We start from the raw sequence: 14,210 nt of genomic DNA on the forward strand, positions 1-14,210 counted from the left end.
AGATATTTGCGCCCTTAATTAAGTTTTATGAAACAGTTATTTTTTGGTGTACTGGCACTATGTGTTTTATCTTGTAATTCAGATAAAAAAGAAATGCAGGTAAAAGGTTCCATTCTTGGATTAAAAAAAGGGACCGTTTATTTAAAAAAAGCAAATGATTCTAGTATTGTTATAGTAGATTCAACGAAAATTGGAGACGATTATAAGTTCCAATTGTCTTCAGAACTTGAAGAGCCTGAAGCTTTTTATATCGAGTTAGATAAAAGTGTCAATAAAGAAAACCGAATCACGTTTATGGGTTATAATGGTGTTACAACAATTAATACCACTCTAAATAATTTCGGATTTGATGCTCAGATTAAAGGTTCTAAAGATCAAGAGGTTTTGGAAGATTATCTTAAAATGATGTCGCTTTTTAAAGATCAAAATTTAGAGTTTATAAAATCTAATTTAGATGCTCAATTAAAAAAAGATACTTTAGCTTACTTGGTTGCGAATAAGAAATTAAAAGGACAGACAAAGCGTAAGTATTTATACACAGCTAATTTTGCTTTAGCGAATAAAAATAGTATTGTTGCTCCTTATTTGGCCCTTACAGAAATTTACGACGCTAAGGTATCACTATTAGATACTATAAATATGTCTTTATCTAAAGATGTGAAAAACACTAAATACGGTAAAGCTTTAGATGCGTATATAAAAGAAATAAAATCCTCTAATTAAAAAAATAATAGTTTTAAAATAAAAAAAGGTATTGATCATAATCAATACCTTTTTTTTGGTGGATATTTATATTTATCGCTTTATGAGTTTTATTATTTTACTCTCATCATCTGCTTTAATATGTAAGAAATAAATTCCAGTACTTCCTACTATATTTAGATTAATCTTAGTGCTGTTCTGGCGTTTGGTTTTAAATACTTCTTGTCCTAACATATTAGTTATTTTCAAATCTATATTTTTATAAGTATTTCCTAAATCTACAGTAACATTACTACTAGTTGGATTTGGATACACTTTAAATAAATGACCAACCTGTATATCGTTTGTAGATAAAGTACCCAAAAATGTACTTCCAACAACTTCTATTTCTGCAAATTTTAAAACAGCAGTATTAGAAGTTTTATTAGATTGTATTCTCATATATCTACCAACTACTGAAAGACCATCTTGAGAAACTTTTCTCTTTGTTCCTCCAGTATGATAATAGGCATAATCAGACTCAGAAATAAGCGTTGCAGTATCTTGGGCACTCATACTTGAAAATGGTGTGTCCGAAATAAAAACATAGAAGTTATTAAATCCGCTTGAAACGGATTCCTCATCCTGTCCGTTTGCAGGTAAATCTACAGTATTCCATAAATCAAAAGATTCAATAGTTTTCATTTCACCAAAATCTAACTCATACCATGGTTGAAATTGAGCCTGTGTTTTTGATTGACTACCAACAAAAGGTACTAAATCTCTTTGATAGTAATTTACATTAATACGACCATTGTTGTTTCCGTCTACAGCGTTTTGTGCTATATAGTTAACTGGTTTGTTGCCCTCAACAGAAAAACCATCGTTGTAATTTGTGTTTGGGGCAGTACTACTTTGGGATACAACAGCATTAACACTAATTAGCTCATTTTTAGGCGCCAAAGCACTAGGTGTTTCTACTTGAGGGTTTGAGAATGGAGCTGTAGAAGGAGCATTTAAAATTTTAACTCTAACCGGGAAAGTAGTATAATTAAATGTTCTTCTGTTTGGTAGACTTTCATTAATAATAAAATATAGTTGGTCGCCATTAGCTTCATCTTTATAAACGCCGTTAGCGTTTAAATATTCAATAAATTTGGCTTGTGAAGCAAATTGGTAAATACGTTCAGGATAACCCAGTCTTAAATCGCCTTGAGCTAAAGATTGTTGTACACCCATGTCATACACTCCAAAATCATCCGTTATATATCCATCAACGTTAAATCTTAAAGCAGTTTCACCTGTACTATTATAATCTAGAGTAGGATCATTTTTTAATGTAAAAGTCGTTTCTCTTGCACTAAATTCTGAACTAGGTAAAATAATAGTGTTGTCTGTACATTGTTCATATTGGTAGGACGGATCTGTAGAAGGGTTGTCTATTTCTAATTCATATAAATTTGTAACGTTATCTGAATAATTAAAATCTACAAACAACCACGGTGTAAATCCATTATTCCTTACTTTAGGTCCAATTGTTGTACTAGAAGTGTTATTATTGAGTACTAATTTAGAGACTTTAATTCCGTAAGTTAAATCTGCTAATGTAATATTTTCAAAAGATTGATTATGCGAGTGTTTCCATAAGTCAATTCCTAAAGTGTTATTTGTACCATCTCCTGAGATATAAACATCCTTGTAAGAATAATCTGCTTGATAGGTAATACCTAATCCACTTCGGATACCCCACGCTATAAAGCCGTCAAAAACAGAACGCGATTCATGATTAACACCCATATCTCTTTCAATAGATTTCATAGCATTATTACAATCTATTATTGTGGTGTTTTCCATAATCAAGGAAGCTTCCAAAGGTAAAACCCCATCTCCATACTTACTATAACCATTTCTATTTAAAGGAAAATTATCCACTTCATATCCAGGTCTTGAAACGGCTAAAGCTTGTGCGTCAACACGATCTAAATTACTTATAGAATTATTGAAATTAATGACACGAATTCCAAACCGAGCGTTTGTTACAACATTATTTTTACATAAAACGGCTCGACCTTTCATACCTAAACCTACACCTGAAAACAAAATGTCATCATAATATAATGAGCTTTCATAAACATCGCCATTATAGCCAGCTTGCACATTAGTTACTAAGTTATCTGCCCATAAGCCTGTTTCACTACCAGTTTCAGAAACAATACCAGCACCTATAACATTATAGACTACATTTTTGGAGATATCTGCGTGAGAATCGTGATGCGTTATTCCCCAACCAGGGTTATCCCAAACTACATTACCTTTTATTATTGCCATAGGACTAGTAGAACTTGCTCCCATTTTGTGTAAGTGTATTGAATAGCGTCCTCTACTATTTGTTATTTCATCTGGAGCAGCAGCAATCATTTGTGCACACTCCATACCCAGAGTAGAAACTTTAGAAATAGGTGCTCCTGGAGCTAACCAAGATCCAAAATAAAAATCGTCTGTAGGTCTAGATTTATCAGTTCTTCCTAATCTAAGAAATAAAGCATTTTTAATACTAACATTTGGATTATTACCCATATTCATGGCCATGATATGTCCGCGCTCATCAACATTAGTAGTAAATGGAGACTTAATAGTTATGCTTCTAGTTAAATTACCTGCATAACAATGTAGTGTTTGACCTAAATTAGGCGCATTTCGTCCTTCATGATTTTTATTTAAAGATGTGGATAAATTTAGTGTTGTACCCGTAACATTAGAACTTAGTTTAACTAAATCCTCACCATTATTAGTAGCGTCGTCATTTCCACCACTAGTAATTATAATGTCATCGTTATTGGTCCAGTTAGACGGAATGGAAGATAGTTGTACGGTATTAGAACCACTAAGAGCATCGGCTCCTAATTTTACCATATTTGTTTTTTCTAATCCATCGATATTAACATTTCCCATAGTCATGATACCTAAAGAAACTTGTTTTGGATCCCATTGGTAACGTCCTAGTACACCCACACCAGAATTTAATGTAGCACTTAAGGTTCTTGAAACTGTTAATGGGTCCGTACTATTGTTGGCTTCATCAAGTGTGTCATATCTATCGTCACCTGTTACAGTGTAGGTATATTGTTTTACAGGAGCATTATCTGTAAAATGATTTTTTTGTGCATTAGTCCAAGTATTTCTAACAGGATTTCCCATTATGTCAAAAGGGTTAATGTCAATAATAACCTGTCCAGTTGAAGTACTGTTTGCAATAATATTTAAATTAGACATCATTCCTGTAAACATTGTGTCAAACCTCATACGTGTTGTTTTTGTCGGGTCAGGCTGCGAAATATTTAGTGTACCATCAACTCTTATTATAAATAGGTGAGGGTTTCCACTAACAGTACTATTATAATTTACAGTTATTCCATTTGGTATATAGATAATCGCACCTTCTCCAGGCACGCCGGAACTACCCCATGTAGAAGTATTATCCCAGTCTCCACTAATTTGAGCAGTATGGTTTGCAAGATTTGTTGGGAACAAAGCATCCAAGCCTTGAGAAAATCCTGTAGAAATCCAAAGCGTAAAAAAAAGAGCTAGGATAAAACGTAATTTTAATTTCATAAGAATAAATTAAAGTTAATTGTATCTTAAAATTACATTTAAAAATGAAGTTTAAGGTTTCTTATGAGTCAATAAGGGTTTAAAAACTGTTGTAAATAGGCACTTTGTATTATTTCTACAAAAAAAGCGTGCTAAATATATTAGCACGCTTTTTTTTTAGTAAAATATAATATTATGAGTTGATTCTAAAAGTAATAACTGGTTTGATAGCGTGATTTGCAATATCTTCTGAAATACTTCCTGAAAAGAAATGTGAAATTCCAGTTCTACCATGTGTCGCTACTGCAATTGCGTCAACGTTATTTTGATTAGCAAAATTAATAACTCCTTTTTCAACAGTATAATCTGAAACGAAAGAAACATCTTCAATTAAATTTTGTTTTTGTGTAGCATTTAAAAATGTTTTAACACGATCTCTCATTTCAGTTGAGTTACTAAAGTAATCACCTGGTGTATTTACATAAACTAGTTTTACTTTTGATCCAAGAGTTTCAAATAGTTGACAAGCATTAATAAATGGCTCTACAGCTTCTTCTGTAAAATCTGAAGCAAAAACTACATTGTCTAATGAGAAATTTGAAGCCATTTCTTCCTTAATAACTAAAACCGGAATATTAGAATGTCTTACAATTTTTTCTGTATTTGATCCTACGAATATCTCTTCTAAACCACTTGTTCCATGAGACCCCATAACAATTAAATCCGTATTAAATTTATTTGCAGAGGTAATTACACCCTTAAAATCTAAGTGATTTTGTACCGCTTCTTCGTATTCTACACCTTCCATAAAAGGTAATTCTCTAACTTCTTCAAAACGTTTTTGAGCTAATTTCATATAAAAAAGAGCTTCAGGTAAATCATTACTATGCGTGCTGTGAACAGGTTGCACATCGTTAGAAGCAATCATGTTATCTGGTAACAAATGTTTTGCAATTTCTAGCATGTGTAATAAAACTAATTTACAATTATGTTTTTTTGAAAGTTGTGCAGCGACTTTAAGAGCATGATTAGCAGTGTCCGAAAAATCTGTAGGTACTAAAATAGTTTTCATAGGGTTGGAATTAAATTAATTATCCTTAAAGTTATGAAAATTAGCTAAATTTCAGGTAGAAATTAATTTAAAATATCCTTAATTTTTTCAAAATGAATCGCTTTAAAATCATTTATTTTTAAATCTGCAATGCTATAGTCTTGATTTTTAGAGTTTAAGCTATCGTAGCCAACACAAAATACATTTGCTCCAATTGCAGCTTTAAGTCCATTTGTAGAATCTTCTATTACCATGCAATGTTCTGGTGGATGTTTTGCAGCTTGTGCTGCTTTTATAAAAATTTCTGGATGAGGTTTCGAAGCTTTTAAATCGGCACCACTTAATTTGGCGACAAAATACTGGTCCAGTTCAAAACGTGTAAATACTTTGTTAATAGTTCCCATAGACGCAGAAGAAGCTAAAACTAGAGTTAATCCATTTTTATTATAGTTTTGGATAAGATCTAAAACCCCAGGTAAAAGTTGTAAACTTTCGTCATAATCAAATAAGCCATTAAAGTGATTGCGCTTACATAACACTAATTGTTCTGGGTCTTCATTTAGCTTAAAATGTTCTACCAGTTTCTTACAGACGTTAATTGTAGATTGGCCAGTAAAACTTTCGTACAACTCCTTATTAACTTCAATACTATAATCCTTAAACATTAAATGGTAGGCTTTATGGTGTAAAGGTTCTGTGTCTACAATAACACCATCCATATCAAATAATACCGCTTTTAGCATGCTATTTTCATTTTAAGTTTCAAATATAAGGCGTAATTTTTTTTAGTGTTAATCTTTTTAGAAACTAAATTCTTAATTACAATGAATGTGGTTATTTTGCAAAAAAAATTAAACTATGATTTATGCTATTCTATTTTTAGGACTGCTTATTTTGGCAGTTTTAGGATTCTCAAAATTAAAGCGGCCTAAAGTAGAAGCTTTTCCCGAACATTGGAATGCATTGTTAGAACAACACGTAAAGTTCTATAACGACTTAAAATCTAGAGAGAAAAAAAGATTTAAAAAACGGATTATGCTTTTTTTAAGTGAAGTCCATATTGAAGGTGTTAAAACCGAAATTGAAGATTTAGATAAAATTTTAATTGCTTCTAGCGCAATTATACCGGTTTTTGGTTTTAAAGAATGGTATTATAACAATTTAAGTGGTGTAATTGTCTATCCAGATACGTTTAATCATGATTTGCAATTTTCTTCAAAGTCCGAAAAACGTCAAATATTAGGTATGGTCGGAACTGGTCAATTTGAAAAGCAAATGATTTTATCCAAACGTGCCATAAGACAATCCTTTAAAAATGAAACCGATAAACGGAATACACCAATTCATGAATTTGTTCATTTAATAGATAAGACCGATGACCAGACCGATGGAATTCCAGAAGCTATTATGAAACGGGAATATATAGAGCCATGGTTGGAGCTTATGCATAAAGAAATGGAAGATATTAACAATAATAAATCTGACATTAGAACTTATGCAACAACTAATCAGGCTGAGTTTTTTGCAGTAGCATCAGAATATTTTTTTGAGCGTCCCAGATTATTTAAAAGGAAACATCCAGAAATTTATAAGATGTTAAAAGATTGCTTTCAACAGCATCCAGCTAAGAGAAGACAAGAAGATAGAGCTTAAATTATCTTAAAATAAAAAGGACATCATAAGAAGAGAGTTGATTCTTTTGTATTCAAATTAGTTCCTTAAATTTGTAAATAATAATAGAAGAGTTATGATAGTAGAACAAATATATACAGGATGTTTGGCGCAAGGCGCTTATTATATAGAAAGTAATGGTGAAGTAGCTATAATAGATCCCTTACGTGAAGTCGATAATTATATTGACAAAGCAGAAAGTAATCATGCTAAGATTAAATATATTTTTGAAACGCATTTTCATGCCGATTTTGTTAGCGGTCACATTACGTTAGCAGAAAAAACGGGCGCTAAGATTGTTTATGGACCTACTGCAAAACCAAAATTTGAAGCCCTAATTGCTAAAGATAACGAGGAATTTAAATTAGGAGACGTTACCATTGTGGCACTACATACTCCGGGTCATACAATGGAAAGTACAACATACTTGCTAAAAGATGAAAATGGCAAAAATCATGCTATTTTTAGTGGAGATACCTTGTTTTTAGGAGATGTTGGTCGACCAGATCTGGCACAAAAAGCGGCAGATATGACTATGGAAGATCTGGCGGGTTTATCTTTTGAGAGTTTAAGAGAAAAAATTATGCCTTTAGAAGATGAGGTTATTGTTTATCCAGGTCATGGTGCTGGTTCCGCTTGTGGAAAAAATATGATGAAGGAAACTGTCGACACTTTAGGTAATCAGAAAAAAATGAATTATGCTTTGCGGGCAGATATGACCAAAGCCGAATTTATAAAAGAAGTGACTGAAGGTTTACAGGAGCCACCAAAATACTTCCCGCTTAATGTGAAAATGAATAAGGAAGGTTATGCTAATTTAGAAGACGTGATTGTAAAATCTAACAACGCTTTAAATCCTGAAGATTTTGAAGCTTTAGCAGAACAAACGGAAGCTTTAGTATTAGATGTTAGACATCAAAACGATTTTGTAAAAGGCTTTATCCCACGTTCTATTTTTATAGGTTTAAAAGGTGGTTTTGCTCCTTGGGTTGGCGCACTAATTGCCGATGTGAATCAGCCATTGTTATTGGTAGTCGATGAAGGTATGGAAGAAGAAGCCATTACCCGACTGTCTCGAGTAGGTTTTGATAATGTTTTAGGTTACTTAAAAGGTGGTTTTGAAGCTTGGAAAGCAAGTGGTAAAGAAGTGGATGCGATGACTTCTATTTCTGCAGATGAATTTTCTAATCGTTTAAAAAACGATGCAATTCCTGTATTTGATGTTCGTAAAGAAGGCGAATACCTATCGGTGCACGTAGATGGTGCAGAATTAACACCTTTAGATAATTTAAACACACATTTAAGTAAATTTCCTAAAGAAAAAGACTTTTATATACACTGTGCTGGTGGATACAGGTCGGTTATTGCTTCTTCAATATTAAAAAGTCGTGGTATTCATAATTTAATAGATGTTGCAGGTGGCATGAGCCATATTAGAAATTCCGATATACCTTTAGTCGAAAACGCGTGTCCTTCAACCTTAAAGTAAAACCTTATAAATCTAAGTGATGTTATGAGTACATTTTCAGAATTAATAAATAAAGAGCAGCCTGTTTTGGTAGACTTTTATGCCGATTGGTGTGGGCCTTGTCAAACCATGATGCCTATTCTGGAAGAGGTTAAAAAAGAGTTGGGCGACGCTGTTTCTATTATTAAAATAAATATAGATAAAAATCAAAATATTGCCACTCGTTTTCAAGTGCGAGGTGTTCCTACGTTTATGTTGTATAAAAATGGAGAGCAGGTGTGGCGGCAATCTGGTTTAGTACAAAAGGCTGAATTAATTCAAACTCTAAAAAAATTTCAATAATGGAGCTTATTTATACACCATGGGCTTGGTATGTTGCAGGACCCATTATTGCTTTTGTGCTATTTATGATGATTAAATTAGGCAAAAGTTTTGGGATGAGCTCTAATTTAAATACCATTTGTAGTATGGCAGGAGCTGGGAAAATTTCCAATGCTTTTAAAATAGACTGGAAAGCAAACCTGTGGAGTCTTACTTTAATTTTTGGTGTTTTCTTAGGAGGTATTATTGCTTTTTATTTTTTACAGGTAGAAGCACCACAAATTAGCTCTCAATCTGTAGAAAAGCTACAGACAATAGGTTTTGAAAGTGTAAACAAAAGTTTTTTACCAGAAGAATTATTTAGTACCGATGCACTCTTTAGTTTAAAAGGATTTGTAATTATTTTACTGGCAGGATTTCTTGTGGGTTTTGGAGCAAGATATGCAGGTGGCTGTACATCTGGACATGCCATTTCGGGACTTAGTAATTTGCAATTACCTTCTTTAATTGCTGTAATTGGGTTTTTTATAGGTGGATTAATTATGGTTCACATTATCATGCCTTTAATTTTTTAAAATGAAATATTATATCGCTTATTTAGGTTTGGGGATTCTTTTTGGAATAACACTTATAAAATCTGAAGTGGCTTCTTGGTTTAGAATATATGAAATGTTTCAATTTGATAGCTTTCATATGTACGGTGTAATTGGTTCAGCTGTTGTCTTAGGGATTATAGCGACTTTCTTATTGAAAAAACAAAAAGACGTCAAGGGACAATCCATTACTATTAAAAATAAACCGAAAGGGTTTAAAAACTATTTAATTGGTGGAATTATTTTTGGTTTAGGCTGGGCACTAGGAGGTGCTTGTCCTGGACCTATCTATGCATTATTAGGGTCAGGATTATTAAGTATTGTAATTTTGTTTTTAGGAGCTTTGTTGGGCGCGTTTACTTATGGCGTTATTAAAAACAAATTGCCGCATTAAAAAAAAACAGCTTCAATTTGTTGAAGCTGTTTAAAATTTATTTTCCTTTATTTTTATTAATTTCATCTTGAAGTTGTCGCCTTACTTTTTGTTCTCGCTCAACTGCATTTCGTCTATGGTCTTCATATTCTGTTTCCACTTCTAAAAGCTTGTCTTTAGCTTCTTTAGTTACGGCGTTGCTTCGTTTAAATTGAAAGGCGAAAAATAGGCAAAGAGCAATAAGTAATGCTATAATTACAAAAAACATAGTGCTATAACCAGCTTTACTCATCTGAATTCCTAAAAAATTTATATTGTCTTTTTCTTCAGTCGTTTCAGACAAATCATTTTTAGTTGAAGTTAAATTAGTTTTAAGTGCTTTTATTTCTCGGTTTTGACGTTCAATTTCTATTTTAGACTTTTTAATTTCCGACTTAAGTAATTTTAAGGTGTCTAAAGTGTGAGCTTTTAAGGTTTCTAAATGTCTTCTTTTTACAACTTCATAGTATTTACCAGAACCATCTTTCCATCCGTTAGATTCTTTAATAACAAATTCAAATTGACCGCTTACATTACTGGTTTCCAGAGAAAGCTCTTCAGTGTCTTGAGTTTTATCCTGTGCAAATAAAAAAGAATTGGAAAGTAGGATAGTTAAAATTAAAAATAGTTTGTAAGTAGGTTTCATAAAATGGCTTTGATTTGCTTTACTATTTAAGGGTAACGTCATTTTTTTTGTAAAATTATAAAAAAAAGCCTCAATGTTATGAGGCTTTCAATTTTTAACTTATTTAATCGATTAGTAGTAAGTATAACGCTTTACTTTTGCAATATGTTTAGCTAATCGAATCACTTGATGGCTATAGCCATACTCATTATCATACCAAACATATAAAATAGCATTTTTACCATCTTTTCTAACAATGGTTGCCTTGCTATCATATATTGAAGGTGCAGAAGAACCAACAATATCGCTACTTACTAATTCATCACTTAATTCATACTTTATTTGCTCTACCAAATCACCTTCTAAAGCATATTTTTTTAGAGTAGCATTCATGCTGTCTACAGAACATTTTTTATCTAACTCTAGATTTAAAATAGCAAGAGAACCATTTGGTACAGGAACACGAATAGCATTACTGGTTAATTTACCTTCAAATGTTGGTAGGGCTTTACTTACTGCACTACCAGCTCCAGTTTCTGTAATAACCATGTTTAATGCGGCTGCACGTCCACGACGGTATTTAGAATGAAAATTATCTACTAAATTCTGGTCGTTAGTGTAAGCGTGAATAGTTTCTAAATGTCCGCTCTTAACTCCAAAAGTATCATCTACAGCTTTTAATACTGGTGTAATGGCATTGGTAGTACAAGAAGCAGCAGAAAATATATCAATCTCATCTGGATTGTTTTCCAAATGGTTTACACCATAAACAATATTTGGGATACCTTTTCCAGGTGCGGTTAGTAATACTTTACTTGCGCCTTTAGAATTTTTTAAACGCGTTAAGGCTTCTTTATCTCTAAAAACACCTGTATTATCAATAATTAATGCATCATTAATGCCATAAGTAGTATAATCTATATCTTCTGGCTGGTTTGCATTAATAATTCTTACGGTAGTTCCGTTTATTATTAGAGCATTATTTTTTACATCTACAGAAACAGTTCCCGAAAAATCACCATGAACAGAGTCATTTCTTAATAAAGCTGCTCTTTTTTCCAAAATTACTGCATCAGATTTTCCGCGTATTACAATTGCTCTTAATCGTAACTGACTACCTTTACCTGTCTTAGTCATTAATTCTCTTGCAACTAAACGTCCAATCCTACCAAAACCATAAAGAACAACATCTTTAGGTTTAATAGCTGCTTTTTCTTTTCCGTTTTTAAGGCGGTTTGCAATAAAGTCCATTGCATTGCTATACTTACTTTCTTCTAAATGATACTCATAAGTTAATTTCCCTATGTCCAGTTTAGCTGGCGGAATATCAATCATTTTTATAGCTTGTGCTATTTCAACAGTGTCAAAAACAGAAATTGGTTTTTGAACAAATTCTCCCGCGTATTCGTGTAGGTTTAAAATATCACTTACGTTACGGTCTATTAACTGATTTCTAAATAAAACCAGCTCTATAGACTTGTCGTACCATAAATCGCTAATAATTTTAATAAACTCTACTGTTGCACGACGTCTATCGGCTTGAAACGCTAATTCGCTTTCGTAAGTTTCATTTAATGACATAAGTAAAAAATTTAGTTGTGTTAAATTTGATGCAAAAGTATATATTTCAAACGTTTTCGTAAAGCAAAAAATGATAAAAAAAACATCTTTAAAATATTAAAGATGTTTTTTTGAAAAAAGATATATATAAAGTAAAACTATTTGGAATTTCTTGAGAATAAGTTAACTAAGCTGTCAAAAAAGTTAGATTCTTTTTTTTCTTTTTCACTAAATTCTCTAAGAAAATCTTTTTCAGACGCTGTATGCTCGTGTTTTTGTCGCTCTCTAGCTATTTTTTCTAATAAATCCTTCTTTTCTAACAATAAGCTCGTTAATAATGTAGAAAGTCTTTCATTTAAATTGTTTATAGGATCTTTTAAGAAAAATCCTTCAGCACCTGCTTCAATTAATTGCGTTTCATTTTCTTCATTTTTTAAATGTCCAGAAATTACTATAACAGGAATTTTACTGTTGTATTCTTTCACAATTTTTATAACATCAAAAGCATCCATTCCAATTAAGTTAAAATCGGTTAAAACAAAATCGGGAATATATGTTTTTAAAGCATTAATTAAAGATAATTTACTATCTACAAAACGCACTTCTGGGTCACTACTTAGCTTTTTTAATTGTCTTTGTAATAAAAACGAATCTGAAACAAGATCTTCTACAACCAAGAAGTTTAAATATTTTGGGATTTGCATAAATGTATTTTTTTGTTAAAGTTAAAATAAAATGCCATATACTTTACAATTATTAGTGATACTTTTAGGGAAATATTTAACACATATACATTGATTAAAACAAGTAAAAGCTTAGGTATAAATAACATTGTCATTTTAATTGGAGCCTTATTTACAACGGTAATTTTAATGGGGATTTCTTATTACAAAACCGATAAATCTCGAGAAGAACTATTAGTTTCAAACCAACTCTCAAATAAGGTATTAGAGATACAATACATAATCTCTAGAGCAGAAAGTAGTCAGCGTGGTTATTTGTTGACAAATAATAAAATATATCTACAACCATATACAACAGCTAGAAAAGATTATTTAAAATTATTACGAGAGTTAACACTATATAATAAGAATGATTATGATGTAAGAATCCCAATCTCTAAAATAGATAAATTAGATAGTATAATATCCTTAAAGTTTAAGGAACTTGATAAAACCATTAGATTAACTAAATCTGGTAATGAAGCAACCAGCTTACTTATTGTAGAAAGCGATTTAGGGCTGTATTATATGAAGGATATAAAATCCTTAACTAATGATATTAGGCGAAATTTAGAAATTAATCTATTGGACAAGAAAACTAATTATCATGTCTGGAATTATATCTCTATAACGTTAATAATTTTAGCGTTTTTAATTATTTTAATAAGTTTAATTAATCTTATAACTAAAATAAGGCCTGTATTAAACGATTTGGTTTCTACTAAACGCTCTTTGGAGGAGTCAAATAATCAATTAAATAATTATGTCGAGCATTTACGTGTAGCCAATAAAGAAAAAGACCGGGCAATGCTTAAAAATAAATTACTTATTGATTCATTAAAAGTTAAAAATGAACAATTAGATCATTTTGCTTATGTGGCGTCTCACGATTTACAAGAACCACTAAGAACTGTTTCAAATTATGTCGAAATTTTTGAAGAAGATTATGAGGACAAATTGGATGATGATGCACGGATGTATTTTGGTTTTATAGATGGAGCTCTGGATAGAATGCGAAAATTAATATCCGGATTGTTAAATTTTTCTCGTCTTGGTACGAGTGGAGAGAAGGAAAAAGTAGACTTAAACCTTTGTTTAAATGAAATAAAAGCTAATTTTCAGGCTACTATTGAAGAGGAAAATATTACAATAAACGCTGATAGTTTACCTGTTGTAGAGGCGTATAAAGTTGAGATAACCCAATTATTTCAAAATATTATCTCTAATGCTATTAAATTTAGAAAGCCAGACATTGCTCCAATTATTAATATTTCTTTTGAAGAAGAATCAACACATTATAAATTTAAAATAACCGATAATGGTATAGGTATTAAAGAAGAGCATCTATACAAAATCTTTGATATGTTTAGTCGTTTACATAGCGCTAAAGATTATGAAGGTCAAGGTATTGGACTGGCATTTTGTAAAAAAATTGTAGAAATGCATCATGGTGAAATCTGGGTAGAATCTACCCATGGAGAAAGTACAACGTTTAATTTTACACTACAGAAATAA

General features: G+C 31.5%; 13 protein-coding genes. 7 read left to right on the forward strand and 6 right to left on the reverse strand.

Annotated elements, in window-relative coordinates:
• Positions 1 to 27 precede the first annotated feature (27 nt).
• Positions 28 to 723, forward strand: a complete 696-nt coding sequence (locus C7H52_RS11345) for a DUF4369 domain-containing protein (RefSeq protein ID WP_106464024.1) — start codon at positions 28 to 30, stop codon at positions 721 to 723.
• Between the two features lie 72 nt (positions 724 to 795).
• Here the strand turns inward: C7H52_RS11345 and C7H52_RS11350 are convergent, their stop codons facing one another.
• The 3 genes from C7H52_RS11350 to C7H52_RS11360 form a co-directional block, all read right to left on the reverse strand.
• Positions 796 to 4,293 (reverse strand): T9SS type A sorting domain-containing protein, encoded by a 3,498-nt coding sequence (locus C7H52_RS11350; RefSeq protein ID WP_106464025.1) that lies wholly within the window; start codon positions 4,291 to 4,293, stop codon positions 796 to 798.
• Positions 4,294 to 4,465: 172 nt separating this feature from the next.
• Positions 4,466 to 5,344: a universal stress protein gene (locus tag C7H52_RS11355; RefSeq protein WP_106464026.1), complete on the reverse strand. Its 879-nt coding sequence runs from the start codon at positions 5,342 to 5,344 to the stop codon at positions 4,466 to 4,468.
• 62 nt (positions 5,345 to 5,406) lie between these two features.
• Complete coding sequence (locus C7H52_RS11360; RefSeq protein WP_106464027.1) at positions 5,407 to 6,066, reverse strand: HAD family hydrolase; 660 nt, start codon at positions 6,064 to 6,066, stop codon at positions 5,407 to 5,409.
• Positions 6,067 to 6,181: 115 nt separating this feature from the next.
• Here C7H52_RS11360 and C7H52_RS11365 point away from each other — a divergent pair, with 115 nt between their 5' ends.
• The 5 genes from C7H52_RS11365 to C7H52_RS11385 all read left to right on the forward strand — a co-directional run bounded on the left by C7H52_RS11365 (position 6,182) and on the right by C7H52_RS11385 (position 9,770).
• A complete protein-coding gene (locus tag C7H52_RS11365) occupies positions 6,182 to 6,976 on the forward strand; it encodes a M90 family metallopeptidase (RefSeq protein WP_106464028.1) in 795 nt (264 codons plus the stop codon).
• A 94-nt stretch (positions 6,977 to 7,070) separates the two neighbouring features.
• Positions 7,071 to 8,483 (forward strand): MBL fold metallo-hydrolase, encoded by a 1,413-nt coding sequence (locus tag C7H52_RS11370; RefSeq protein WP_106464029.1) that lies wholly within the window; start codon positions 7,071 to 7,073, stop codon positions 8,481 to 8,483.
• A 6-nt stretch (positions 8,484 to 8,489) separates the two neighbouring features.
• Positions 8,490 to 8,804: a thioredoxin gene (gene trxA, locus C7H52_RS11375; protein WP_394336020.1), complete on the forward strand. Its 315-nt coding sequence runs from the start codon at positions 8,490 to 8,492 to the stop codon at positions 8,802 to 8,804.
• Positions 8,804 to 9,358: a YeeE/YedE family protein gene (locus C7H52_RS11380; protein ID WP_106464031.1), complete on the forward strand. Its 555-nt coding sequence runs from the start codon at positions 8,804 to 8,806 to the stop codon at positions 9,356 to 9,358. The genes trxA and C7H52_RS11380 overlap by 1 nt, the downstream gene beginning before the upstream one ends.
• 1 nt (position 9,359) lies before the next feature.
• Positions 9,360 to 9,770 (forward strand): YeeE/YedE family protein, encoded by a 411-nt coding sequence (locus tag C7H52_RS11385; RefSeq protein ID WP_106464032.1) that lies wholly within the window; start codon positions 9,360 to 9,362, stop codon positions 9,768 to 9,770.
• A gap of 37 nt (positions 9,771 to 9,807) precedes the next feature.
• Here the strand turns inward: C7H52_RS11385 and C7H52_RS11390 are convergent, their stop codons facing one another.
• The 3 genes from C7H52_RS11390 to C7H52_RS11400 all read right to left on the reverse strand — a co-directional run bounded on the left by C7H52_RS11390 (position 9,808) and on the right by C7H52_RS11400 (position 12,677).
• Positions 9,808 to 10,476: a tRNA (guanine-N1)-methyltransferase gene (locus C7H52_RS11390; RefSeq protein WP_245918618.1), complete on the reverse strand. Its 669-nt coding sequence runs from the start codon at positions 10,474 to 10,476 to the stop codon at positions 9,808 to 9,810.
• Between the two features lie 69 nt (positions 10,477 to 10,545).
• Entirely contained in the window at positions 10,546 to 11,994 is a 1,449-nt protein-coding gene (locus C7H52_RS11395; RefSeq protein ID WP_106464033.1) for a glyceraldehyde-3-phosphate dehydrogenase, read from the reverse strand.
• 137 nt (positions 11,995 to 12,131) lie between these two features.
• Positions 12,132 to 12,677: a response regulator gene (locus C7H52_RS11400; RefSeq protein WP_106464034.1), complete on the reverse strand. Its 546-nt coding sequence runs from the start codon at positions 12,675 to 12,677 to the stop codon at positions 12,132 to 12,134.
• Between the two features lie 90 nt (positions 12,678 to 12,767).
• Here C7H52_RS11400 and C7H52_RS11405 point away from each other — a divergent pair, with 90 nt between their 5' ends.
• Positions 12,768 to 14,210 (forward strand): sensor histidine kinase, encoded by a 1,443-nt coding sequence (locus C7H52_RS11405; RefSeq protein WP_106464035.1) that lies wholly within the window; start codon positions 12,768 to 12,770, stop codon positions 14,208 to 14,210.

It is taken from the genome of Aurantibacter aestuarii (assembly GCF_003008425.1).
Taxonomy (GTDB): domain Bacteria; phylum Bacteroidota; class Bacteroidia; order Flavobacteriales; family Flavobacteriaceae; genus Aurantibacter; species Aurantibacter aestuarii.

What these genes read in the sequence shown, in the direction of transcription:
- C7H52_RS11395 (WP_106464033.1), bottom strand. Translation starts at nt 11,994, where the DNA reads ATGTCATTAAATGAAACTTACGAAAGCGAATTAGCGTTTCAAGCCGAT.
- C7H52_RS11365 (WP_106464028.1), top strand. Translation starts at nt 6,182, where the DNA reads ATGATTTATGCTATTCTATTTTTAGGACTGCTTATTTTGGCAGTTTTA.
- C7H52_RS11370 (WP_106464029.1), top strand. Translation starts at nt 7,071, where the DNA reads ATGATAGTAGAACAAATATATACAGGATGTTTGGCGCAAGGCGCTTAT.
- C7H52_RS11385 (WP_106464032.1), top strand. Translation starts at nt 9,360, where the DNA reads ATGAAATATTATATCGCTTATTTAGGTTTGGGGATTCTTTTTGGAATA.
- C7H52_RS11360 (WP_106464027.1), bottom strand. Translation starts at nt 6,066, where the DNA reads ATGCTAAAAGCGGTATTATTTGATATGGATGGTGTTATTGTAGACACA.
- C7H52_RS11350 (WP_106464025.1), bottom strand. Translation starts at nt 4,293, where the DNA reads ATGAAATTAAAATTACGTTTTATCCTAGCTCTTTTTTTTACGCTTTGG.
- C7H52_RS11400 (WP_106464034.1), bottom strand. Translation starts at nt 12,677, where the DNA reads ATGCAAATCCCAAAATATTTAAACTTCTTGGTTGTAGAAGATCTTGTT.
- C7H52_RS11380 (WP_106464031.1), top strand. Translation starts at nt 8,804, where the DNA reads ATGGAGCTTATTTATACACCATGGGCTTGGTATGTTGCAGGACCCATT.
- C7H52_RS11355 (WP_106464026.1), bottom strand. Translation starts at nt 5,344, where the DNA reads ATGAAAACTATTTTAGTACCTACAGATTTTTCGGACACTGCTAATCAT.
- C7H52_RS11390 (WP_245918618.1), bottom strand. Translation starts at nt 10,476, where the DNA reads ATGACGTTACCCTTAAATAGTAAAGCAAATCAAAGCCATTTTATGAAA.
- C7H52_RS11345 (WP_106464024.1), top strand. Translation starts at nt 28, where the DNA reads ATGAAACAGTTATTTTTTGGTGTACTGGCACTATGTGTTTTATCTTGT.